The organism is Chryseobacterium sp. KACC 21268 (assembly GCA_028736075.1).
Taxonomy (GTDB): Bacteria; Bacteroidota; Bacteroidia; order Flavobacteriales; family Weeksellaceae; genus Epilithonimonas.
In genome coordinates this window covers 1,141,960-1,164,983 of record CP117875.1, presented here as the reverse complement: position 1 = coordinate 1,164,983, position 23,024 = coordinate 1,141,960, and the positions used below count along the sequence as shown (strand labels likewise).

At 37.5% G+C, this 23,024-nt stretch carries 19 protein-coding genes; 9 read left to right on the top strand and 10 right to left on the bottom strand.

Annotated elements, in window-relative coordinates; all coding sequences use genetic code 11:
- Positions 1-21 precede the first annotated feature (21 nt).
- The 4 genes from PQ459_05555 to PQ459_05540 all read left to right on the top strand — a co-directional run bounded on the left by PQ459_05555 (position 22) and on the right by PQ459_05540 (position 3,465).
- Entirely contained in the window at positions 22-720 is a 699-nt protein-coding gene (locus PQ459_05555) for a hypothetical protein (GenBank protein WDF47946.1), read from the top strand.
- 147 nt (positions 721-867) lie between these two features.
- Positions 868-1,134: a DUF2089 family protein gene (locus PQ459_05550; protein ID WDF47945.1), complete on the top strand. Its 267-nt coding sequence runs from the start codon at positions 868-870 to the stop codon at positions 1,132-1,134.
- 5 nt (positions 1,135-1,139) lie between these two features.
- Positions 1,140-1,709 (top strand): YIP1 family protein, encoded by a 570-nt coding sequence (locus PQ459_05545; GenBank protein WDF47944.1) that lies wholly within the window; start codon positions 1,140-1,142, stop codon positions 1,707-1,709.
- A 94-nt stretch (positions 1,710-1,803) separates the two neighbouring features.
- Entirely contained in the window at positions 1,804-3,465 is a 1,662-nt protein-coding gene (locus tag PQ459_05540) for a serine hydrolase (GenBank protein ID WDF47943.1), read from the top strand.
- Positions 3,466-3,533: 68 nt separating this feature from the next.
- Here the strand turns inward: PQ459_05540 and PQ459_05535 are convergent, their stop codons facing one another.
- From PQ459_05535 to PQ459_05510, 6 genes are all read right to left on the bottom strand, one after another.
- Positions 3,534-6,434 carry a M12 family metallo-peptidase gene (locus PQ459_05535; GenBank protein ID WDF47942.1) on the bottom strand — a complete coding sequence of 967 codons (2,901 nt, stop codon included), beginning with the start codon at positions 6,432-6,434 and terminating at the stop codon, positions 3,534-3,536.
- Between the two features lie 97 nt (positions 6,435-6,531).
- Positions 6,532-8,526: a T9SS type A sorting domain-containing protein gene (locus PQ459_05530; GenBank protein ID WDF47941.1), complete on the bottom strand. Its 1,995-nt coding sequence runs from the start codon at positions 8,524-8,526 to the stop codon at positions 6,532-6,534.
- 107 nt (positions 8,527-8,633) lie between these two features.
- Positions 8,634-10,064: a GEVED domain-containing protein gene (locus tag PQ459_05525; protein ID WDF47940.1), complete on the bottom strand. Its 1,431-nt coding sequence runs from the start codon at positions 10,062-10,064 to the stop codon at positions 8,634-8,636.
- 156 nt (positions 10,065-10,220) lie between these two features.
- Positions 10,221-11,300, bottom strand: a complete 1,080-nt coding sequence (locus PQ459_05520; protein WDF47939.1) for a hypothetical protein — start codon at positions 11,298-11,300, stop codon at positions 10,221-10,223.
- Between the two features lies 1 nt (position 11,301).
- Positions 11,302-12,786, bottom strand: coding sequence for a helix-turn-helix domain-containing protein (locus PQ459_05515; GenBank protein WDF47938.1), 1,485 nt, complete (start codon positions 12,784-12,786; stop codon positions 11,302-11,304).
- An 86-nt stretch (positions 12,787-12,872) separates the two neighbouring features.
- Positions 12,873-13,223: a helix-turn-helix domain-containing protein gene (locus PQ459_05510; protein ID WDF47937.1), complete on the bottom strand. Its 351-nt coding sequence runs from the start codon at positions 13,221-13,223 to the stop codon at positions 12,873-12,875.
- 164 nt (positions 13,224-13,387) lie between these two features.
- Here PQ459_05510 and PQ459_05505 point away from each other — a divergent pair, with 164 nt between their 5' ends.
- Both PQ459_05505 and PQ459_05500 read left to right on the top strand, forming a co-directional pair.
- A complete protein-coding gene (locus PQ459_05505; protein ID WDF47936.1) occupies positions 13,388-14,020 on the top strand; it encodes an NAD(P)H-dependent oxidoreductase in 633 nt (210 codons plus the stop codon).
- A 113-nt stretch (positions 14,021-14,133) separates the two neighbouring features.
- Entirely contained in the window at positions 14,134-15,405 is a 1,272-nt protein-coding gene (locus PQ459_05500; GenBank protein WDF47935.1) for a T9SS type A sorting domain-containing protein, read from the top strand.
- Positions 15,406-15,520: 115 nt separating this feature from the next.
- Here the strand turns inward: PQ459_05500 and PQ459_05495 are convergent, their stop codons facing one another.
- The 4 genes from PQ459_05495 to PQ459_05480 form a co-directional block, all read right to left on the bottom strand.
- Positions 15,521-16,912: an arginine decarboxylase gene (locus PQ459_05495; GenBank protein ID WDF47934.1), complete on the bottom strand. Its 1,392-nt coding sequence runs from the start codon at positions 16,910-16,912 to the stop codon at positions 15,521-15,523.
- A 218-nt stretch (positions 16,913-17,130) separates the two neighbouring features.
- Positions 17,131-17,766, bottom strand: a complete 636-nt coding sequence (locus tag PQ459_05490; GenBank protein ID WDF47933.1) for a thiamine diphosphokinase — start codon at positions 17,764-17,766, stop codon at positions 17,131-17,133.
- Position 17,767: 1 nt separating this feature from the next.
- Positions 17,768-18,022 carry a hypothetical protein gene (locus tag PQ459_05485; GenBank protein ID WDF47932.1) on the bottom strand — a complete coding sequence of 85 codons (255 nt, stop codon included), beginning with the start codon at positions 18,020-18,022 and terminating at the stop codon, positions 17,768-17,770.
- 133 nt (positions 18,023-18,155) lie between these two features.
- Complete coding sequence (locus PQ459_05480) at positions 18,156-18,728, bottom strand: cob(I)yrinic acid a,c-diamide adenosyltransferase (GenBank protein WDF47931.1); 573 nt, start codon at positions 18,726-18,728, stop codon at positions 18,156-18,158.
- 321 nt (positions 18,729-19,049) lie between these two features.
- On the opposite strand from PQ459_05480, the gene PQ459_05475 reads away from it, so the two are divergent.
- The 3 genes from PQ459_05475 (at position 19,050) to PQ459_05465 (ending at position 22,965) form a co-directional block, all read left to right on the top strand.
- Positions 19,050-20,780 (top strand): ABC transporter ATP-binding protein, encoded by a 1,731-nt coding sequence (locus tag PQ459_05475; protein ID WDF48690.1) that lies wholly within the window; start codon positions 19,050-19,052, stop codon positions 20,778-20,780.
- 123 nt (positions 20,781-20,903) lie between these two features.
- On the top strand, positions 20,904-21,860 hold the full coding sequence (locus PQ459_05470) for a YafY family protein (GenBank protein ID WDF47930.1): 957 nt from the start codon (positions 20,904-20,906) through the stop codon (positions 21,858-21,860).
- Between the two features lie 4 nt (positions 21,861-21,864).
- Positions 21,865-22,965 carry a linear amide C-N hydrolase gene (locus tag PQ459_05465; GenBank protein ID WDF47929.1) on the top strand — a complete coding sequence of 367 codons (1,101 nt, stop codon included), beginning with the start codon at positions 21,865-21,867 and terminating at the stop codon, positions 22,963-22,965.
- Positions 22,966-23,024 lie beyond the last annotated feature (59 nt).

Sequence of the window (23,024 nt, the reverse complement as noted above, 5' to 3'; positions counted from 1 at the left end):
CTTTGCAAAAAACACGAACAGATGAAAAATTTTTTGACTCTGGCTGCCGGATTTATGGCAACCATTTCCTTTGGGCAATGTACTATTGTAGGAAACAGTTCAATCAATCCAAATGAATCCGCCTCTTTCTCAGTAGATTCCAAAGCACAGTGTGAAGAATGTTATTTCTGGAAATCTTCTGGTGAGAATAATCTTAAAATTGACGGCAATAATAAAAGCAGTCAAGTAACTGTAAAAGCGACTGGCATTGGAAAAACTACACTTTCGGTCTCTGTCTTGACCAATCAAGGACCATTGCAATGTGAGAAAGTAATAGACGTTGTAGACCAGAAACAAAGTGTTGCACAAAATAGTTGTGGAATCCTGATTGATGATTTTAAAGATGTAAAAGTCACAGAAACTGTCATTTCCTTTTTTCCAAACGAGAATTCCAATGATTATCTTTACAGATGGACAGTGACTTACGTGAACGGAGACAATCAGGAATCTTCAGAAAAAATCCCTCAGTTCTTTTTTTCTGACATCAATTACATCAAAACGGTAAAACTAAAAATCACCACCAAAAGTCCGCTTTGCTCAATTACCCTTACCAAAAAATTTGAACAAAATTATTGGAAACCAACGACTACAAAATTGGGAATCACACAACAAAAAGTTTATTCCCAAGGAAGCTACAGTGAATATGTAAAATCCGATCTCAAACATATTAATCACAAGTAAAATTGCTTACTAGAACTTTTTTTAAAATATAGACTTCCATTCGTGGAAGTTTTTTTATGCATTAATCTTAGGTAAATTTTAATAAAATTAAAAAAATATTTAACTTTGTTAAAATAATTATTACATTTGTAAAACAAAATTAAAGAAATGAAACTTCCAATCGTTTGTCCAAGCTGCGATCATACGCTGAATGTAAGCCAAATGAAATGTCCGTCCTGTGCGACCCAAGTAAATGGTGATTACGAACTTCCTGTTCTTCTCAAACTAAGTCGCGACGATCAGGATTTTATCCTCAACTTTTTTCTTTCAAGCGGAAGCATCAAGGAAATGGCAAAGCAGGCTGAACTCTCCTATCCCACGATGAGAAACAAAATGGATGACCTCATTGAGAAAGTGAAAAAACTTCAAAACTAAAAGCTATGATCTGGAAAACTATTTTTAATCCGTTTGAGAAATTTGATGAGAAAAAGCTGTTGTTAATTGGAATCATCTTCTTCATTCTCAATTTCTTCGGTTGTTTTTATGCAGGAATGATCAATGACAGCATCTTCCACTTATCAATATTAGAAGAAGGTCAAACCATTTGGGACATTGTCTGGATCAATTCTTTGAGCTACATTTTTGCAATCGTAGTTTTAATCATTCTTGCCAAATTTTTTAATAAAAGATCCAGAATCATCGACATCTTCAATACAGTTTTGATTTCGCAGATTCCATTGATCATTACGATGCCGATGATGGCTCTGCCTTTTGTGAAAGAAGCTAACAGAAACATTTCGTCTTTAGCAGGAAACTTCGCAAAAATCGAAATGCTGGATCTGATCATAGTAGCTGTGGCAGGATGTATAACACTTCCCTTTCTAGTTTACAATATCGTGCTTTATTACAATGGGTTCAAAACGGCTACCAATATCAAAAAATGGCAGCACATTGTAATCTTCGCAGTTGTGTCTCTTATTACAACAATTATTAGCCAGACCATCTTTTAATTCAACTATTATTTTATGAAATCGCTGCCTGTAGATTTTCCTTAAAACGTTTGGGCGATTGCATACGACTTGAAAAAACCATAAACAATTACATATGAAAACCAAACTACTATTGTTGCTGATTTTATTAGCACAGACTTTTTACGCCCAAGATTTAACAGGTTCTTGGAAAGGCGAACTCGACCTTGGTGGAACGCAACTGCCTCTGATCTTTAATGTTAAAAAAGAAAATAACAGTTACACTTCTTCCGCAAGAAGTCCAAAACAAAGTGACAAGATCATTACGGTTGATAAGACCGAGTTCACCAATAATGAACTTATTTTTGAAATGAATGAATTGGACGCTTCCTACAAAGGACAATTCAAAACAGACCATTTTGAAGGAACATTCACACAAAGAGGTCGCTCCTTCCCTATGAATTTTTTCAAAAATAATAGTACCGAAAAATCAAACCCGAAAGATGAGAAACTAAAAGACATCGGAAATCGTGAGATCAATACGGCGAAACTGGATGATTATTTCAATTATCTCACTCAGAACAAACAAAGCATTGGCAGTATTTCCATCTTCAGAAAAGGAAACGAAGTTTACAAAAGAGACTTTGGGCAAGATCAATTACCGAATGTAAAATGGGATTCTGACACGCGTTATCAGATTGGTTCGGTCAGTAAGTTATTCACCGCGATTATGCTGATGCAGCAAGTGGAAAAAGGAAAACTGAATCTGACAGACAAGCTTTCCAAATATTATCCAAACGCTCCAAATGCGGATAATATCACGATAGAAACAATGCTGAATCACACAAGCGGATTAGGTGATTATGCCGGCGAACATTACCAATGGCTGTTCAAAAAATCGGTTGGTGACAAAGTTATTCGTGATACGATCAACGCTCAAGGTGTGGAATTTCAGCCTGGTGAGAAAACCAGATATTCCAATTCTGGCTATTATTTATTGAGCAGGATTTTGGAGAAAGTGGCAAAGAAACCTTACAACGTTTTGTTGAAAGAAAATATCACAAGCAAAGCAGGAATGAAAAATACTTTTTCCGTGCTTGATGATCCGAAAAATGTTTTTAAAGGATATGAAAATGAAAACGGTACCTGGAAAGAAGTGGAGGATTTCGACTTTCATAATTGCATTGGTGTGGGCGATATTGTATCTACGCCAAATGATCTGAATATCTTTATCAATGCCTTATTCAATGGGAAATTTGTGAAGAAAGAAACTCTGGACAAGATGATGCCGAAGCCTGGATCTAAAACGATATTTGGATTGGGAATAATGCCTATACCTTTCTACAATCAGGTTTCATTTGGTCACGGCGGCGACACGGTTGGCTCACACGCTGTTACGTCATACAGTAAGAAAGAAGACTACTCGATCTCGATGATCATCAACGGCGAAAATTATCCGCACAACACACTATCCATCGGCGTTCTGAATATCATCTACGACGAAGATGTTGAATTTCCGAAATTTGAAAATGACAAAGAAACGGCGTCTTACAATGGAGAACTTAAGAAATACATCGGTAATTACACTTCACCAGATATTCCTTTGGATCTGAAGATCTTTGTGAACGACGACAAATTATTTGCACAGGGAAAAGGCCAAGCAGAGTTTCCTTTGGAACTTGTTGAGAAATATCAATTCAAATTCGAAAAGGCTGGAATCAAGATCAATTTCTTCCCGGAAAAGAATGAGATGCAGCTTTTGCAGAATGGCAAAACATACAATTTCACAAAGCAGTAACAAATAAAAAAACGAGGCTTTTCCAATAGGATCAGCCTCGTTTCGATTAAAAAACACAATTATAAAAATTATTTCCTGATGACTTTGAAGGTTTGTATCTCACTTCCAATATTCGTCTTAATTAAATAGATTCCAGTAGATAGTGTACTCATATCAATCGTATTGGAGTTGTTGTTTGTTTTGAGCAATTGTCCAGCAATATTATAAATTGAAATCGAATTGACTTTGTCGCTACTTGTAATTGTCAAAATATCTTTCACGGGATTCGGATAATATTTGAATGAAACGTTATTGACGTCCGAAACAGCCAAGGTTCCAATATTCAAACTGTAATCTTCCACCTGACCGTAATAGGAATTGCCACACGGTGTTGTATTCGGATTTGAGATCGCGCCGTAAAGCCTTACTCTCATTTTTGTCCTTCCAGCTTTGATTGTTGATGGAATCGTAATGACACCTTTCCAAGGCGAAGTGTTGAAATTGGTGGTCAAAACTTTCTCTCCCGCATCATCGAAATCGCCATCCTGATTGAGGTCGATCCAAACGATTACTTGGTCATAATCCCCAGAACCCGTGGTGGAAGATGCTGTGAAATTGTAGATTTGACCTGGCGTTACATTTCCGATGACATTAGAAAAATCTTCGTAACCTGCGTTGGATGTGGAATTATTATTAATATCAGCAAAAGTGATATTGGCAATTTTCTCAGACATCAGATAAGTGGAACCTGCTGAACAATAATTGTAAGCACTCGTGAAAAAGGTAATGTTTGAATAATTTCCAACTGTACCGCTGCAAACCGCCGCAACATTTACATCGTACGAAGTATTGATTGCTAATTGCGACAACGCATATTGATTTGCAGTGATGTTATTGACAACTGTCCAATTACTTTCTGTCGATTTTTTGTATCTCAATGTATAAGTTGCATTGGCGATCATATCCCAATCTATATTCGCAGAAGTCTGTGTAATATTATTTGCTAATAAACTTGTTGGCGCAGTTCCATCACAAGCCAAGACATTTGAAACAGCAACTTTGCCTAAAGCATAAAACACATTATCAACAGCCGAAATTCTAAGCACAATATTCTGATTGGCAGAAACCGCTGAGAAATCCAACGTTTCAGATCCATCATTAGGCGTCGAAGCTGACAAGACATTCCAGGTCAAACCTTGGTCTAAGGAATAATCGATTTTGACATTCGAGACATTGTAGGGTGCAAGATTCGTGTTCACAACATCCCAATTGATGGGACTTGCGACATTATTATAAACTTTTACAGTGGTCATTTTGAAAGGACCATCATTGCCAACAGTTATCATCTGAGAACCGATGGCAGTCTGCTGCTGCGTGACATCTGGATTGTTATCTCTGACCATAACTTTGAAGTTCATAGTTCTCGCAACATTGGAAACCGCTTCCCAGTCTGTGGCGCTTGATAAGTTACCATTAATCACATTACTCAATCTTGGGAAATATCTGCTTGGTGACGGAGAAGCTACACGAGATCTGAATTTCGGACCTGTCGTGTTATCTCCTGTGACCGTTGTAATTGCTGAAGTTGCCAGATCGTATTGCTCCCAATTGTAGGTCAAAGGATCATTCTCAGCATCTGTGGCATTGGCTGCTAAAACAAAGGCAGTTCCCTTTGGAATGGTCTTGTTTGGCAAAGCCGCTACGACGGGTGGATTGTTATTTATATTTGAAATTGTTCCACAACTTTGAGAATTGATATAAGTCTGAACCTGCTCTATACTTCTCGTATGATAATATGCATCGCGGTAACTTTGAACATCCACATTGGTAATTCCGGCATAGCTCATGATCGTAGAACCTGAGCCCGGTTCCATATGCGCCGTTTGATTGGGTGACTGCTGAATATCAAAAGAATAAGTGTGATCGGCACCAAACTGATGTCCCATCTCGTGCGCTACCAGATCGATGTCAAAAAAGTCACCTTGCGGACCACTACCTGCTCTTGGCGCACTGTAGGCTGCTCCTTTTGAGGTCGTATCATTACCGTTGGACGGATTTCGGCACACATTTCCTACGTCTCCGGCATTGCCAGAACCGCCAGATCTTGTGAATAGATGACCAACATCGTAAGCTTCATTCCCAACCAGAGATGTCAAAGTCTGCTGCACTTCACGATTCCACGCGCCGCCTACGCCTGTATTGGCTGTAGAATACGGATCGGTCGCTGGATTGATGAAAATCAATTGCGGAAAGTCCTGCAAATCCAAGTGGATCGCAAAATCCTTTTCGAAGACCGCATTCACACGTGTAATGGTTGCATTGATCGCAGAAAAAGCCTGGGCTACACCACCAAAATATTGCGTATACTCTCCAGTGACAGAAATTGCCAGTCTATAGGTTCTGTACTTTTGACCACTTGATTTGCTGAAGTCGGTTGCTATATTAGAAAAATTTGATACTTTGGATAATTGGTCAATTTCATTTTGACTTTGAGGAGATTCGGACGTTGAGCAGGAAAAAGCGTGATCTCCACTTTGTCTTTCACTTTTTGGAAAGGCGCCGTAGACTGTTTTTTCTTTGTTTAATGGTTCAATGAATTCGTACTGGCCATTTCTAAACATCATCGATTGCAGATCATACGGCGAAACGCTAAATCTCACATAAGTTGTAGGATCGCCGACTTTCGATCCAACATAAGAACCCAATTGGTACCGTTCTGCCAGAGATTTTGCTACGACTGGTAAACTGTAAACTTCAAATTGTTCTATTTGTCCGTCCAAAGTTGGCAACTCAATGATCGTTGGCTGATTGTGTCTTCCCGTTGGCTGTGCTGTTGCAAGTTTTGTTCTGATGACATCAAGGTCAAGAGAATAGAAATTGGTTGCTTTCGTTTCCTTGGTTCTTGTCCCTTTGAAGGTTGTCGGATTCCACTGGGCGAAACTCAATATCAGACCAAATGAAACCGCTAGAATGGTGAAAATTTTCTTCATATTAATTATAAAAACTGTAATGATCATCAAGAATAAAAACGAGACCTTTCGATCAGATCAGTCTCGCCTTCAATTAAAAAATTATGATGAATTAAATTTATTTTTTGATCACTTTGGTCATTTCGACTTTCCCTTCTACAACTGTTTTTACGAAATAAACACCTGAGGACAGCTTAGTAAGGTTGATGACATTAGAATGATTAACTTCTGAGATCAATTGTCCTCCAACATTGTAAACTGAGATGTTGCTTACTTTTTTGTCAGAAGAAACTGTCAAAACATCATTTACGGGATTAGGATAAACTTGGATCTTTGATCTGTTAGCACCGTCATTTACCGCCATTGTAGCGACAGTGAATTCATCTGCACCAATATCTGGAGTTGTTTCGTTTCTCGTTGTTCCATCAATATCCGTTGGAACCTCCGTTAAAGCAACACCTTTGTTATCGATCTCTAGGCTTTCCGATGTTTCGGTAATGTGAAGATTTGTATCAGAAACAAATTTTGGGAGTGCTCTTAGAGAATTGGCATTACTTCCATAAGTCGTTTGTAGCTCAGTGATATTAGTTAAAACCGTAGGTGTTGTTGTGACCGATAGAATAGCCAGATTGCTGCTGCTGTAGAAAATATTATTGTCAAAATTAGAAAAGATGACCTTCGGATCTGTGTTGGCAAACAAAGTGCTAAAATAAATCGACGTCGCATAAGCTGGCACAGAACTATCTGCGAGATTTGTAACGAAAATATTATTTCTAAGGTCTATGGCTGCAGTAGCGGTTACACTGGTGATGCTAAGTGCAATGGGAAGGCCTTTGCTTGTCCCGTCATTCTGAGTTTCTGTCAAATACACCGAGTTGTTATAGACCTTATATCCAGAACCTGCGTTGATGAGAATCCCGCCCGTGCTTCCAGAAAATGATGCTCCAAAACTCGAAACCTTTGAGATGAAGTTGTTACTCACCAAAGTATTGGAAGCCGTACCAGTATTCAAGGTGATGCCTTCTGCTCCCAGTCCTGTTGATGATCCTCCTTTTGTATTCAGAAGATTATTGATGGTATTTTGGCTAATGACCGTTCCAACCGTACTTCCACCCAAACTGATTCCAGTAACAGAACTATTGAGTCCGCTGCTGAAAAGGTTTGTAATTTTATTTCTAAGGATCTTGTTTGCCGAAGGTACATTTCCTGCTCCTGCATTGGTAAAGATCTGAATTCCTGTCGCGCTGCCTCCTGCCAAATTATTTACCCCAATATTATCAATGATATTATCGCTCACCGTGGAATTCATTGTATTGACAGCCAGCCAAATTCCTCTTTTCGATTCATTGTTCGCCGTGTCAAAGTTTCCTATTTTGTTAGCAGAGACCGTCACGCCATCTGTTCCGCCAAGATAAATCCCCATAAGTCTGTTCGAATTTTCTCCGCTTGCTGAGATGTCATTTTTAGTAATGACAGAGCCTGCGCCATTACCTACAAGCGACGTGGCAATCATATAAATCCCTTGATAAGATCTTTGAATAGAGTTGTTCTCCAGTCTGATGTTATTAAAATATCCCGCAGATTGTGCTCCAGCCGTATTGCTCACGATGATCCCGCTTCCTGCAGTCTTCACACCATTGATGATGGTGGTATTTTTCAAAGTAACATTGCTAAGTGGATTTGCAGCATCAGAAGATCCCATTGTGACCACCACAGAACCTGTAGCAAAACCATTTACAATAGATAGGTTTCTGCTGTCGGTTCCATTATTACTTCCGTCGATCGTCACATTACTTCCCAAGATTCTGAAAACTGGACCTGCTGTTGTAGCATTTGTAATTGTAGCTGTAACGCCAGCTGCAGGCTTCAAAGACACCGATGTGAAGCTGGAATTTCCAGTACTTCTGTTGAGAGCCGCCGTTGCAGTTTCATTGGTATTAGCCGTAATTGTTATGTTGATGACACCTTGGTGCGTCCCTGCATTGATGGCATCAAAAGCACCTTTCACCGTAGTGTACGTTGCGGTTGCAGTTCCGGCAGTTGCTGCCACATTGACTTGTGCGGAAGCCGAAATACCCAGTAGAATGGATAGAATTGATAAAGATTTTTTCATATAAGTTAGTTAGATTGATAGTTAAAATTGGGCACTAAAAAACCGGCTATTGAAAAATAGATATTGAACAATAGCCGAGAAAATAATTATGATTTTTTTGAGGTATGTTACTTCTTGATGACTTTAGAAGTTTCGGTTTTACCTTCTACATCGGTTTTCACCACATAAACACCTGCAGAAAGATTACTCATATTCACCGTGTTTGCATTCTGAGTAGTTTTCACCAACTGTCCTGCAGCATTGTAAACAGAAATCGAGTTTACTTTCTTGCTAGAAGAAACCGTCAACACATCTTTCACAGGATTAGGATACAACTGTATTTTGTTGATGGATGCGTCATTGACAGCCAAAGTTTCTTTCACTGCCAAAGTGTAATCTTCAACCTGTCCATTGTTGTAACTTCCGCAAGCACCTGTTGGCCAGAACATCGCAAAAGTAGAAGGTGAATTCACTTTTAGTAATCTTAACCTTGTATTTCCAAGTACTGCATTATCTGGAACCTTGATGTTAAGTTCTGCTGACATATCATCCATTCCAGTGCTTCCTTTTACAAAACCAATTCTATAGATCTCGTTCTCATTATCAAGCGTTCCGTTTTGGTTCCAATCGATGAAAGCGGTGAAGGTGCTCACTTTCCAAGAACCTGCTGCATTACCTTTCACGGTCATTTTGTACTCTTTTCCTCTTTCTATATTTCCAACTTTGGACACGAAGTTTTCATAAGAACTACCGGCATTTGGATCAGAATTATTAGCAAGGTCAGCAAATGTGATAGAAGTGATCGGCTCAGAAGTGATTGCCGAAGCGCCACAGTATGATGATGTGCTCGGATTATTTGGTAACACTCGTATTTTTGTACTTCCCTTCAGGCCTTCTCCAGACCAGTCATTATAGCTCAAGGTCCAGTTGCCTTCGATAGGTTCAAGAGGGATCATTCCTGCTGGAGCAAAAAGTCTGGAATTGCTGTTTAATTCTATATCCAGTTCTCCGTTTCCGTCAGCATACATTTCTTCATCTTTATTCAGCTCCCAAGCACCAGACGCCGGATTTCCGACATTGATCTTGACCTGTCCGTAAGGCACCAGATTTTTAACCTTGATCGTAGAACCAGAATCAAAATCCATCATCTTGAATTCTACAGGTGTTGGAGTTCCCGTAATGACACTTTTTGGATCCTTGATCACGGTATAGTTTCCAGTTGCTGTCTTACCAGAAGCGTCTTCAACTTTCAAAGTGTAATATCCTAATGGTGAAACATTGGTCCAGCCATTGAACTGGAAAGTGATATTTCCTGTAGCATCTGTAGTAGAAGATAAAGACCTCAAACCACCTTGAGGATCTACGGATGTAAACTTGATGGCAGAGTTGGCAGCGAAACCACTTCCTGTCACTTTGATCCCGTAAGCCCAATACCAATATTCCAAGATACTGTTTTCAGCAGCAGGATTATTAGGAACGGTTGTATCTATAGCAATAGTCTGTGCGGATAACATTCCAGATAAAAGTAGGGATGCAAAAAAAGCGTTTTTCAATTTCATATTCTTGATTTTAAATTATAATCAAATGTAACTACGAAATTGTTTAAAAGAAAACTTTTACTGTTTGGAATCAGCGAATTTACACGAATATAGACACCGTTTATCAAGCATTAAATCACTGACTACCAAACGAATAAACTAAAACAAATAAGGATTTTAATATTTTACCGATTTTAGCACATTAATCTTTTTTCTGATGTAAAATAAGCTGAGGATGGTAAATAAAATTATCAAAACCGCAAACAAATAAAACAAATTTTGATTATTATCAAATTCTGAATTTTGCGTTTCTATGTTTTTTCTGAGCAGTTCGGAGAAAGACCTTTCCTCTACATTATCATTTGTCAGCAGATTTTTTTCCAGCTTTTGGTTGTAAAAAAAATACTGAGGAGCGTTATTTTGATTGAGATAATTTTGACTCAGCGCATCATAGACCTCGGTCAGAAGTCCAATATTTCCCGTCTTCCCAATTCTCTTCTCAGTCTCCAATAAGATCTGATTGGCCTTGGTAAAATCCTTTTTGTTATCATAGGTAATTGCCAAACCTACTTTCGCATAGTCAGAAACTTCAGCCATTTTGTAACGGTCAGATTCTTTGATGACCTCAAGGAAAAGTTGCTCCGCTTCATCCGCTTTACCAATATCTATCAAAGAATAACCTTTCTGGATCTTGGTGATATTTTTGTTGAGCAAACTACTTCGGTCATTATTTTTATTATACTCAAAGATCGCTTTATCAAAATAAGTGATTGCAAATGCAGGATCCAAATTATCCTTGTATATCAAGGCCTTCACAAAATAAATATTCGCGCTCATCTGATCCAGAGAACCATCCTTCAGAAAATCGATGATCGTCTCTGCCCTGTTCAGATAATTGATGGCTTTCTTATTGAGTTTAAGGATATAATATTGATTACCGATGAATCCCAACGTATTGACCATCATCAGAGAATCCTGCGATTTCTGCGAAATATCCAATGCTTCAAAACCTGACCTCAACGCCGCTGACGACAGATGTTTGACAGAATAGGCGCTACCTTTTGCGAGCAACAATTTGCTTTGCAGCTTATCATCATCGATCTTGGGTTCCAGCTTTTTGACCATTACCAAAGCAGAATCCGGATCTACAAAAGCCATCCTATCAACTTCTGTGATCTGCTTCTCCAAGTTGGCTTCGGACTGTGAGAAACCAAAAATTGAAAACATCAAAAACAAGAGGTACAAAACTTTCTTCATATCATTTGTTTTTAAGTTCATCTATAAACTGCGACGGGCTTTTCCCGGTCACATTCTTGAAGATCGTCGTGAAGGTAGTGCGCGATGCAAAGCCAGCCTCTTCTGCCAGATAACTGGTTTTATATTGCAGATATTCAGGGTTTTGAATTAATTTTTCCACGATATAATTCACCCTGAGTTCATTCAGGTAATTATTGAAATTTTTGCCTTTGTGCTTGTTGATCACCTCGGACAAGTATTTGGAATTCGTATTCATCCGCTTGGCCAGGACGGATAATGACAGAGATGGATCTCTCACATCTTTGCTTTTTTCAAACGTTTCAAGATTTGCAAGTATCAGATTTTCCGTCTTTTCCGGAATTGTAAAGACGTGACTTGCCTGGAAATCTTTCAGCTGATCGCTCAGTTTCCTTTCGTATTCTTTGGAAATATTCTCTTTTTCGTATTCCATCGTCGCAACATTCATTCTGTTTTTAATGATGAAATAATAGATCAGACTGATGACCAAAGACAATGCAGCAATAGCAGCCAAAAGAAATAAAATCTTATTTTGAAATTCTTTCTGATTGTGGATCTTAGAATTCTCCTTCTGATCGATGAGGTTGATGATATTCACTCTCGCTTCCTGCTTGTCCGCAAGTGTCGATTTTAATATTTTAATATACTCCTTCCTTGAAGTAAAACAGTCGGCAGAATTACTAGCACAAGCAGTTTTTGACCATTCTCGGTAAACATCGGCAAAGAAAACGCCATCATTGAATTGCGGAAATCGATTCTTTAAAGTAATAATATCAGCTTCTTTAAAGTTCACACTCTTAACCTCAGATTTCAGATTATTCAATTGTGCCAGAAACTGAAAGTAACTTTCGGAGCTTTGAAAATCACTCGTTTTGTTATTTGCGATATTTAGTTCAATGATCTGTAACCGTGAACTATAAGCCAAATCAAAATCTGACTTACTATTAATTCTACTTTGAATTTCATTAAGACATTCTTTATATTTTCCTTGATGGTACAACTTCAAAATTTCCAGTTCTTTCTTCCAAAGCTCTACGCAGGATTTTTCTTCCTCTTTCTTCATAGATCTTGAATGTGCATCGATAGCGTCAATAGCCTCTTGATACTCATCAAGAAAACCAAGTTCTAGATAGAGCTTTCCAATCAGATACTCATTTTTAGCCTTGAGAAGATCATCATCAACATTGCCTGATATTCTGTCCGCAGAGATCAGCTTTATGACAGCGTCATTGTATTTTTTTAAATTAAAATAGATCTCGGACTGGAGAAGCAAGGCATTATAAACATCATCTGGCGTTCCAAAGCTCTGATTAGAAACGATGTACTGCGCCGTCTTGATCGCCTTTTCCGGATCACTGTACATCAAGGACCTGACATCTTTTGTCAGGTTTTGAGCATCATTGATTTGGGCATTCACATTCACTGCAAACACCAAAAATAACAGCAAAGAAAAAATTCTGAACAGCATTATTTGAAAAAATCAAAGACAAGCATTAAAGATAAAAAATTCTTAGATCAATCCAATTTAAAAGATCAATTTAGATCAAAATAAAATCAGCTTTCCAACACCTTGCCAACAATCCTTTTTCGATGCTGGATTCCCCAATCGGCGAGATTTTCTATCACTTTTTTTAAAGTATAACCATACTCTGTCAGTTCATATTCTACACTGATTGGCTGGGTTTTCAGAACAGTTCTCTTTAGCAATTGATTGACTTCGAGATCTTTCAATTCGCTGCTCAGCATTTTAGCCGATATGCCTTCAATTTCTTTCTGAAGGTCGGAGAATCTCATTTTATTATAGCACAGAGCGGCGATGATGTGCATCTTCCAGCGGCCTTTCAAAACATCCATTGTATCCTGAACCGCCATCATATTGGTTTTACAACATTTTATTTTCATCATTTATTTTTTTAATATCATATGATAAGAAATCACATTCCAAGATTAGTTAACAATTTAATTATCAATCCAATAACTTTTTCGTAATGCTAACTTTTGGTAACTTCATTACAAAAATAAACTTTTCTTAATTAACTTTGTACTCTCAATTTAAAAAATCATTGACAATGAGTTTATTAGAAGATTTGAACTGGCGCTACGCAACAAAGAAAATGAACGGCGAACCAGTTCCTCAAGATAAAGTAGATTACATAATAGAAGCGGCAAGATTGGCGCCTTCATCATCTGGTTTGCAACCTTACAGATTATTCGTGATCACCAATAAAGAATTATTGGAAAAAATTCAGCCAATCGCTTATGGGCAGGCTCAGATTACGGACGGTTCTCACCTTTTGGTCTGGGCAGCTTGGGACGGCTATTCTCACAACAGTATTTCCGATGTTTTCGAAAAAACCACAAAAGAAAGAGGAATTCCAACCGAAACGATGGACGATTACAAAGCAAATCTTTGGGGATCATATGAACCACTCGGTACCGAATGGCACGCAACGCACGCTGCAAAACAAGCTTACATCTCCTTCGGACTAGCAATCGCTGCCGCTGCTGAACAAAAAGTGGACGCTACGCCAATGGAAGGTTTTAACAACCAAGCTCTTGACGAATTGTTAGGACTTGCAGAAAAAGGATTGAAAAGCGTTGTCCTGTTACCTTTAGGCTACAGAGACACAAGCGGAGATTGGCTGGTAAATCTGAAAAAATACAGAACACCAAACGAAGAATTCATCACAGAAATCAAATAAATTAAAAAGCGTCCTGAAATATCGGGACGCTTTTTTTAACATTTAAAGTTCATAGAATTTAGTCGGAAGTCATTCACTTATAGATAAAAACTGTATTTTTGCAAAAAAAATTAATGCGCACAACTCTATCATTTTCATTACTTTTCGCAGGATTATTTTGCAACGCTCAGCTAGAAGTGAAAGTCCTCGATATCATTGCCAATCAGGTCATCTATGATTCTAACGCAAAAAAAATCTACGCCAGCATTCCAAGTGCCAATGGAGCAAACGGAAACAGCATCGGCGTCATCGATCCGGTAAGCCAAACTCTTGAAAACACTTTTTTCATTGGCAGCGAACCAAATGTACTGGCCATTTCTGATAACAATCAATACCTGTATGTTGGTTTTGAAAGTGCCTCTCTGGTAAGAAGGTGGGACATTGCCAGCAAATCTGTAAATCTACAATTCTCATTAGGAGCTGATCCTTCGCTTGGAGCTTTGTTTGTAGAAGATATGGAGGTGATGCCAGGAAATCCCAATACAATTGCCATCTCTAGAAGAAATGTAGGTTTCTCTCCAAAACATGAAGGCGTTGCAATCTATGACAACGATGTGAGAAGACCGACTACCACGCAAGATCACACCGGAAGCAACAGAATCGAATTTGCAAGCAACAATCTACTTTGGGGATATAATAACGAAACTACTGAATTTGGCTTGAGAAAAGTCAACATTACTTCTTCAGGAGCAACGCAAGGCACTGTTTACCCCAATCTTTTTTCCAACTTCAGTGTTGATTTTATAAGAGAAGGTAATTTTTTGTATTCGACAGACGGGAAAGTGGTTGATATCTCAGGTGGAACGCCATTCCTTCTGGGTCAATTTACAAATACAACAGGCGCAAATGCATTTGACACAGCTACTCAATCTGTAGCGTATGCAAGTTCTGAATATTCTTCTGGCAATATCACTTTCAAAAGATTCAATCCAAATACTTTCTTGCTGAAAGACAGTACACCAATTCCAAACGTTCAAGGAACTACAAAATCGATGACTTCTTGTGGCGCTGGTTGCTACGCTTTCACAACATACTCCTACAACTACGGCACCAACGTGACAACAGGAAAAATTGTGATTGTAAAAGATAAATCATTGGCTGTAGAGAATCTATTGAAATCAAACAAGATTACAGTCTATCCTAATCCTGTTTCCAATTATTTGAAGATTGATACCGATAAAAAATTCACAGAAATTAAGCTTTCCGATTATACTGGTAAAATAGTCAAAACTCTAGATTCCAAAGAAAGAGAATTTGACATTTCTAATATCGCAAGCGGAAATTATCTATTGATAATGACCGATATCAACGGTACAAAAACGACAGAGAAAATCATCAAAAAATAGGTTTTCTCTAATAAATAAAAAAGGCTTTTCAGATTGAAAAGCCTTTTTTTATGTTTAGAATTTAGAGTCCGTTAAATGAAAATTGATTGATTAGAATTTCAAATCATCTGATACTTTAATATCCCAAAAGTTTCAAAACATCTTCTGGCCTTTGCTCCTCACGGAAAAGCTCGTAAGTCAAATTCCCATCCTCATCTTTATCAATCAAAATATGTTTTGGCTGAGGCATCAGACAATGGTGAACACCACCGTAACCGCCAATCGTTTCCTGATATGCGCCCGTATGGAAAAATCCGATGTACAAAGATTTTGTCTCATTGAAAACCGGCAGATAAATCGCATTCGTATGTTGCTCAGAATTATAGTAATCATCTGAATCACAAGTCAGTCCACCAAGAAAAACTCTTTCGTAAGAATCTTCCCAACGATTCAATGGCAACATAATGAAATGACGGGAAATCGCCCAAGTGTCCGGCAAAGTCGTCATAAAAGATGAATCAATCATATTCCATTTTTCTCTGTCGTTCTGACGTTTCTGAGAAATGATTTTATACAAATGACCTCCACTCTCTCCAACAGTAAAACTTCCGAATTCCGTGTAGATATTTGGTTCCTCAACACCTTCTTCTTCACAGAACTTCTTGATTTGAGACACAATCTCATTGACCATATATTGATAGTCATAATCGAAATTAAGCGAAGTTTTAATTGGAAAACCACCACCAATATTCAATGAATCCACTTCTGGCGCAATTTTTTTCAATCTTGCATACACGCGGAGACATTTGTACAATTCGTTCCAATAATACGCCGTGTCCTTGATTCCGGTATTGATGAAAAAGTGAAGCATTTTCAGCCTCGCATTCGGATGTTCAGCGATTTTTTGGCTGTAATATGGGATGATATCTTTGTATCCGATTCCTAATCTTGAGGTATAAAATTCGAACTTCGGTTCTTCCTCAGAAGCAATTCTGATTCCGATGTCAAAAGTCCTGTCGATACTTTCTGTCAGCTTATCCAGCTCTCTATAATTATCCAGAATCGGTGTGATATTTTCGAAACCGCTGTTGATTAAATCTGAGATTTTCGTCAAATAATCGTCGGTTTTGAAACCATTACAAATCACTTCGATACTTTTATCTACTTTTCCTTTGTCATAAAGGGATTTCACGATGTCCATATCGTAAGCAGAAGATGTTTCCAGACTGATGTCATTCTTCAATGCTTCTTCTACAACGAACGCGAAATGGCTGGACTTCGTGCAGTAGCAATATCTGTAGGTCTTTTGGTAATCGTTCTTTTCAAAAGCTTCTTTGAACCAGAATTTTGCCCTTTCAATATTCTGAGAAATCTTTGGTAAATAATTGAACTTCAAAGGAGTTCCGAATTTTTCCACAACTTCCATCAGGTTGATATCGTGGAATTTCAGATTATTCTCTTCTACATTGAATTCTTCTGTAGGAAAATAAAGCGTTTGGTCAATTAGTTCAGAATATTTTATTTTCATATCCGGCTAAAAAAAGTTAATTGTTTTACGGTACAAAAATGATTAAAAAAACTGAATTTCTACGTTAATAATTCTATAAAAAATGATGATGATATTTTAACGCAAAGGCGCAGGAGAATTTAAATCACAAATCGTTATAAGTCGCAAATCAAGCATCACAAAATATTCCAATTGGCGACTTGAAATTGATAAATAAAAGATGTTAGTCCGCCTTTGCGTTAGATTTCCCCCCCAACAAAAATCAGCAAATCACCTTCTTTATATTTAATGAAAACCTCCTGATTCTCTGCAATATTCCTCGTTCCAATTCTTTCACCGAGAATTAAATCTTCTTTATACAACGGCCATTTCAAACCTTGTGTTTCAATATTTTTGGCAATTGGAAACGGCATTAATGAAATCATTCTGTCCTTCACATCAGAAATTGAGAAATCTTTCGGAATAAAATAATAGGATGAATAATTATCAAAAAATCTTAGATTCACTTTATTTTTAAAGAAAAAAGCGACGCTCAAGTTCCCAAGAAAATGGTCTTGCTCACCTCCACTTGCACCATAAACATCGATATTTTCAAAGCCTTTTTCAAGAATAATTTCTATTGCTTTGTGAAAATCCGTTTTATTTTGGTCAGGCGTTTCGATGATTTCAAAACCGTGAATTTTAGATTGAAGAATTTCCTCGTCATTTGAATGAGAATCAAAATCTCCGGAAATAAAATCCAATTTTTCTAATGGAAAATTCAATTGCCTTAAATAATGAAAAGCGCCGTCTGTACAAGCAATCAAATCATAATCTGACAGATGTGGAAATCCTTTTGGTGGTTCGCCGTTGATAAAAAGTAAGGCTTTTTTCATTTTATAAATCACTAGACTTTTTAGGAAAAACCAAATTATACAAAAGTAATAAACCTCCTGCAATTTCTAAAATTGTTCCTATTAGTAATAATTGACTTGCTGAAATTCCGAAGAAACTCCAATGTGTAATTTTGAAAAATACACCAACCGAACTGATTACAATCCCAATAATTATAATAAAAATATTAATTAAATTTTTATTTCTCATTATTCTTTTTATGTTTCCATTTGAAGAAAAAGCCTTTTGGAGTTTCATTAGTTGGTTTAGAAACCTTACAAGAAGTTAGAAGACTTGCTCCGATTAATATTAGAATCAGTTTTTTCATCGCGTTTTTTTTAAAAAAATTTAAGTAAAATTCAATAAGCTTTTGTGACTTTTGTGGTTAAAATCATTTTCTATCATTAGGATTCCAATATTCCTCCGGCTCATTATTCAACTTAGAAACATATCTCGCCAAAACAAAAAGATAATCGGACAAACGATTCAGATATTTGATTAATTCCTGTCGCACTTCTTCCGACTGATTTAGGAAAACCAAACTGCGTTCTGCTCTTCTACAAACCGTTCGCGCCACGTGAAGAAACGTCGATGCTTTTCCACCGCCTGGCAAAATGAAATATTGCAAAGGTTCCACTTTTTCTTCCATCGCATCCATCCAAGTTTCCAATTCTTCGATTTCTTTGTCTGAAATCACCAATGGTAATCGCGCTTTTCCATTAGCCAAAAACAATTTATCAATCGGTGTTGAAGCTTCCGAACCAACTGTAAACAAGTCAAATTGAATTTTTTTGAGTTGAGAAATCACTTCTTCATCGTCGATATGTGATTTCGCCACGCCAATGTTTGCATTAAGTTCATCGATGTTGCCGTAAGATTCCACTCGTGCGCTGGCTTTTGAGATTCTGCTTCCGCCGTAAAGTCCGGTTTCGCCTTTGTCGCCGGTTTTTGTATATATTTTCATTTTCAGTTTTTATGAAAGTTTAAAATTAAGGTTTTTATTTTTGAACGCACAGATTTTTGAACCACAAAAGTCACAATAGCAGTAACTCTTTTTAGTAATTCAAAAGAGCAAAAAAGAAAATTGTTTGAAAGTTTATCTTATTCTTTCTCTACAATTCTTTTGTGCCTTTTGTGGTTAATTAATCCAAAAACTGAATGGTTAATTTTTATGTCGCTTTTATATTTTTCTTAAATTGCTGTAATGAAAAAGCCATTTCAAAAAACTACCAATCTCATTCATATTTACCAGCAGTTGCGACGCTTCATCAAACCTTACCGAATGATGATTTTCGTGACTTTGGCCTTGACTTTTATCGGTGCATTGTTCGCTCAGGTCAATCCTTTGGTTTTGAAATATACGGTGGACGAAGTGACGAAACTGACACAACTTCCCAATCCAATGGAACAAGGAATTCACGTTTTAACCTTAATTTCAATCATACTTTTGGGAAAAGAATTGGCGAATATTTTCATTCAATTTGGACAGAAATTTTATGGTGAAAAGATTAGAATTAATGTCAGTTCAGAACTCGCACAAGAAGCCATCAACAAAATCCTGACTTACCGAATCGCCTATTACAACGACGAAAATCACGAATCGGGAAAACTTCAAATCCGAATCGACAGAGGAATTGAAAGCCTCACAAAACTCGTCCAAAATTTTTTCATCGATATTCTTCCGCTTTTTTCAACGGCGATTATTGCGCTGATTGTGATGTATATGCAGAATGTTTACGTCGGTTTGGTCTCAACTTTTGTGATTCCGATTTATTTTTATGTCACATCAAGACAAGCTAAAAAATTAGGAAATGTAAGAAGAACACTCAGAAATCAACGTGAGCAGAAAACATCCGGACTTTTGAATTTGATTAATTCGATAATGGTCATCAAGAGTTTTGTCCGTGAAAAATTTGAAGGAAGCAAACAATACAATCTTCAGATGAAGCTGATGGAAAGCCAACTTTACACTCGACGAACCAGTTTTATCTATGACGGTTTGAAGACTTTTATCGAGCAATTCGGCGTCGTTTTAATTATCCTTTTGACGGTTTATCTTGTGCTGGACCAACAGATGACGATTGGTGCGATTATGCTTCACATTATGCTGTTCAACAACGTTTCTGCGCCGATTCGCCAGCTTCACAGGATTTATGATGATATGAATGACGCCTTCATTTATGCCGAAGGATATTTTGAAATTTTAAATGCCGACGAGGAAACCGAACCAAACGGAACCATCAACAATATCCCCATCAAAGGAAATTTCGAAATCAAAAATGTGGATTTCACTTATCCAAACGGAATGAAAGCGCTTCACAACGTTTCGCTGAAAATCGAAAATGGAAAAACGACTGCTTTGGTTGGATTAAGTGGCGCAGGAAAATCGACAATCATCAACTTGCTTTGTAAATTCTACGAACCAGATTCCGGCGAAATCCTTTTGGATGGCAATAATCTGAATGATTTTGATAATGATTATCTGCGTGACGACCTTGGTTTGGTTCTTCAGAAAAATCATATTTTCAAAGGAAGTATCGAGGATAATATCCGCTACGGAAATCTTCACGCCACGTTTGACGAAATAAAAGAAGCATCAACAAAAGCTTATCTCCACGAGCAGATTATGGATTTGCCGGAAGCTTACAACCACGACGCGACGCAACTTTCCGGCGGTCAACAACAAAGAATTGCCATCGCCAGACTGTTCCTGAAAAATCCACCCATTATTTTTCTTGATGAACCAACCGCGAGTCTGGACGCCATCGCAACGGAACAAATTAAAAATTCTCTTGACGCCATAAAACAAGGACGAACGGTTGTGATAATTTCACATTCGTTGTCGCAGATTTTGGATTCGGATATGATTTATGTGATGAAAAAAGGCGCAGTTGTGGAAAACGGAACGCACGAAGAATTGTATGAAAAAGACGGAACTTATCGAGAAATCTTTGATGCATCTGCCAGAAGTCTGAATCTTGATAGATTGGTGAAAACTTACAAAGATGAAAGTTAGACAAATTTTCGTGGTAAATTTCATTCTCGCAGATTTAGCAAATTCAGCAGATTTTCGGATAAATAAATTTGCATCATCTGCTAAATCTGCGAGAGAAACAATTGTAACAGAAACTTAAAACAGATGAACGAAGACCATTACATAAAAAAAATAGACCGCATCACCTCGATTCTTGTGCAGTTGCAAAGTAAACCGATTGTTCGGGCGCAGGATTTGGCGGATAAATTCGAGGTGAGTATCCGGACCATTTACAGAGACATTAAAACTTTGGAAAATGCTGGAATTCCGATTTTTGGGGAAGCTGGTTCGGGTTATTCTTTGGTCGATGGTTACAAACTTCCGCCCGTGATGTTTACGAAAGAGGAAGTTCTCAGTTTCATCACGGCAGAAAAACTGATGCAGAATTTCTCGCACGAAAGTCTCGGTTCGCATTACAATTCGGCGATGGAAAAAGTGAAATCTGTCCTTCGAAATTCAGAGAAAAATCTGGTGACCGATATTGAAAATCAAATCAACATCTATTCTTATCAGCCGGAAAAGACGGATTCGATTAAAAATATTATTCCGACCATTCTGGAAAGTATTTCTGAGAAAACGCAACTGAAAATCAATTATGAAAGTGCAAAAACCGAAGCTTCGGAAAGGATAATTGAAGCGGTTGGGATTTTTTATGAATTCAATTATTGGTATGTAATGGCGTTTTGCACGATGCGAGAAGATTACAGACAATTCCGCGTTGACCGTATTTTGAAAATCATTAAAACAGAAAATCCATTCCATCAAGAATATGGAAAAGTCGCTGACTATAAGCAAAAATCAAATACTGAAAAAGTTCAGGTCAAACTTTTGGTCGAGAAGAAAATAATGCCTCACATTATGCACTCGATGAAATATTACGGCTGGATTTCCGATGAAGAAACAGAAAACGGAATGCTATTAACCTTCGAGACCAGCTGGATTGACGAGGGTTTTCCGCGCTGGTTGATTACCTTTGCGGACTATGCGGAGATTATCGAACCGAAATATCTGAAGGATACGATGGCCGATTTAATCCAAAATATTTCAAAAAAAATAATTTAAAAATATGAAGTCTTTACTTTTACGAAGTTTTCTATTGGTAACAATCGCTTATTCTACGGCACTTTCTGCGTGTTCCGCATTTCTGTTGCGGGGAAAAGACCATTGCGTGGTTGGTTTCAATGAAAACTGGAAAACGATGCCCGGAATGATTGTCGTGAACAAACGCGATGTCTTAAAAAGAAATATCAGCTGGGAAAATCTGACCACCGATAATTTGAATTCCAAAAAACAATGGAATTCGAAATATGGTTCCGTGACGTTCAATCTTTTAGGTTACGATTTCCCTTGTTATGGTGTGAATGAAAAAGGACTTTTCCTTGTGGAACTTTATCTTGAAGAAACTTCGAAAGTTGTAAATCCAAAACAACCGAATATGTTTTGGGCACAATGGATTCAATATCAATTGGATAATTACAAAACGGTAAAAGAAGTCGTTGACAATCTGAACAAAGGTCCAAACATCGATTGGTGGCCCAATGCGCCGGGAAGTCATTTTTTTCTGACCGATGCCAAAGGAAATGCAACTACGATTGCTTTGCTTAATGGAAAATACAAAGTCCTGACCGACAAAGAAATGCCAATGCCACTTTTGTGCAACAATCAGTACAAAAAGGATTTTGATAAGGCTAAAAAATTTGATTTTCTAGGTGGAAATGAGAAATTCGAGTATGAGAAAAGTGGAAATTGGGACGACCGATATAACCGCGCTTATTATATGCTTCAAAATTACAAATACGACGGAAAACCAGTGGATTACGCCTGGAATATTCTGAATTCTATCCACGCCGGCGAATGGCAAACCGTGATTGATGCTAAAAATATGAATCTCTTTTTCCGTTCGGATTTAAAGAAAGAAATCAAGAAAATCGATTTGACAAAACTGGATTTCTCCAAGAATTCTACGGTGAAATATCTGGATATTCATACCGATGAATTGGGTGAAGTGAATCAGGATTTCCAACCGTTGACATTAAGTAAGAATAACGAATACGTGGAAAAAGGGTTTCCAATTGGTTATGACAACAAAGAATTTGGAACTTCGGAAACGTTTGCAAAACTCAAGGAAAACATTGTGAAATTCTTTAGTAATATTTTACCGCATTAAACTTTGTAATCTTTAAAACACAAAAGTCAGAAAAGCTTCAGAGTTTTCTTTTGTGACTT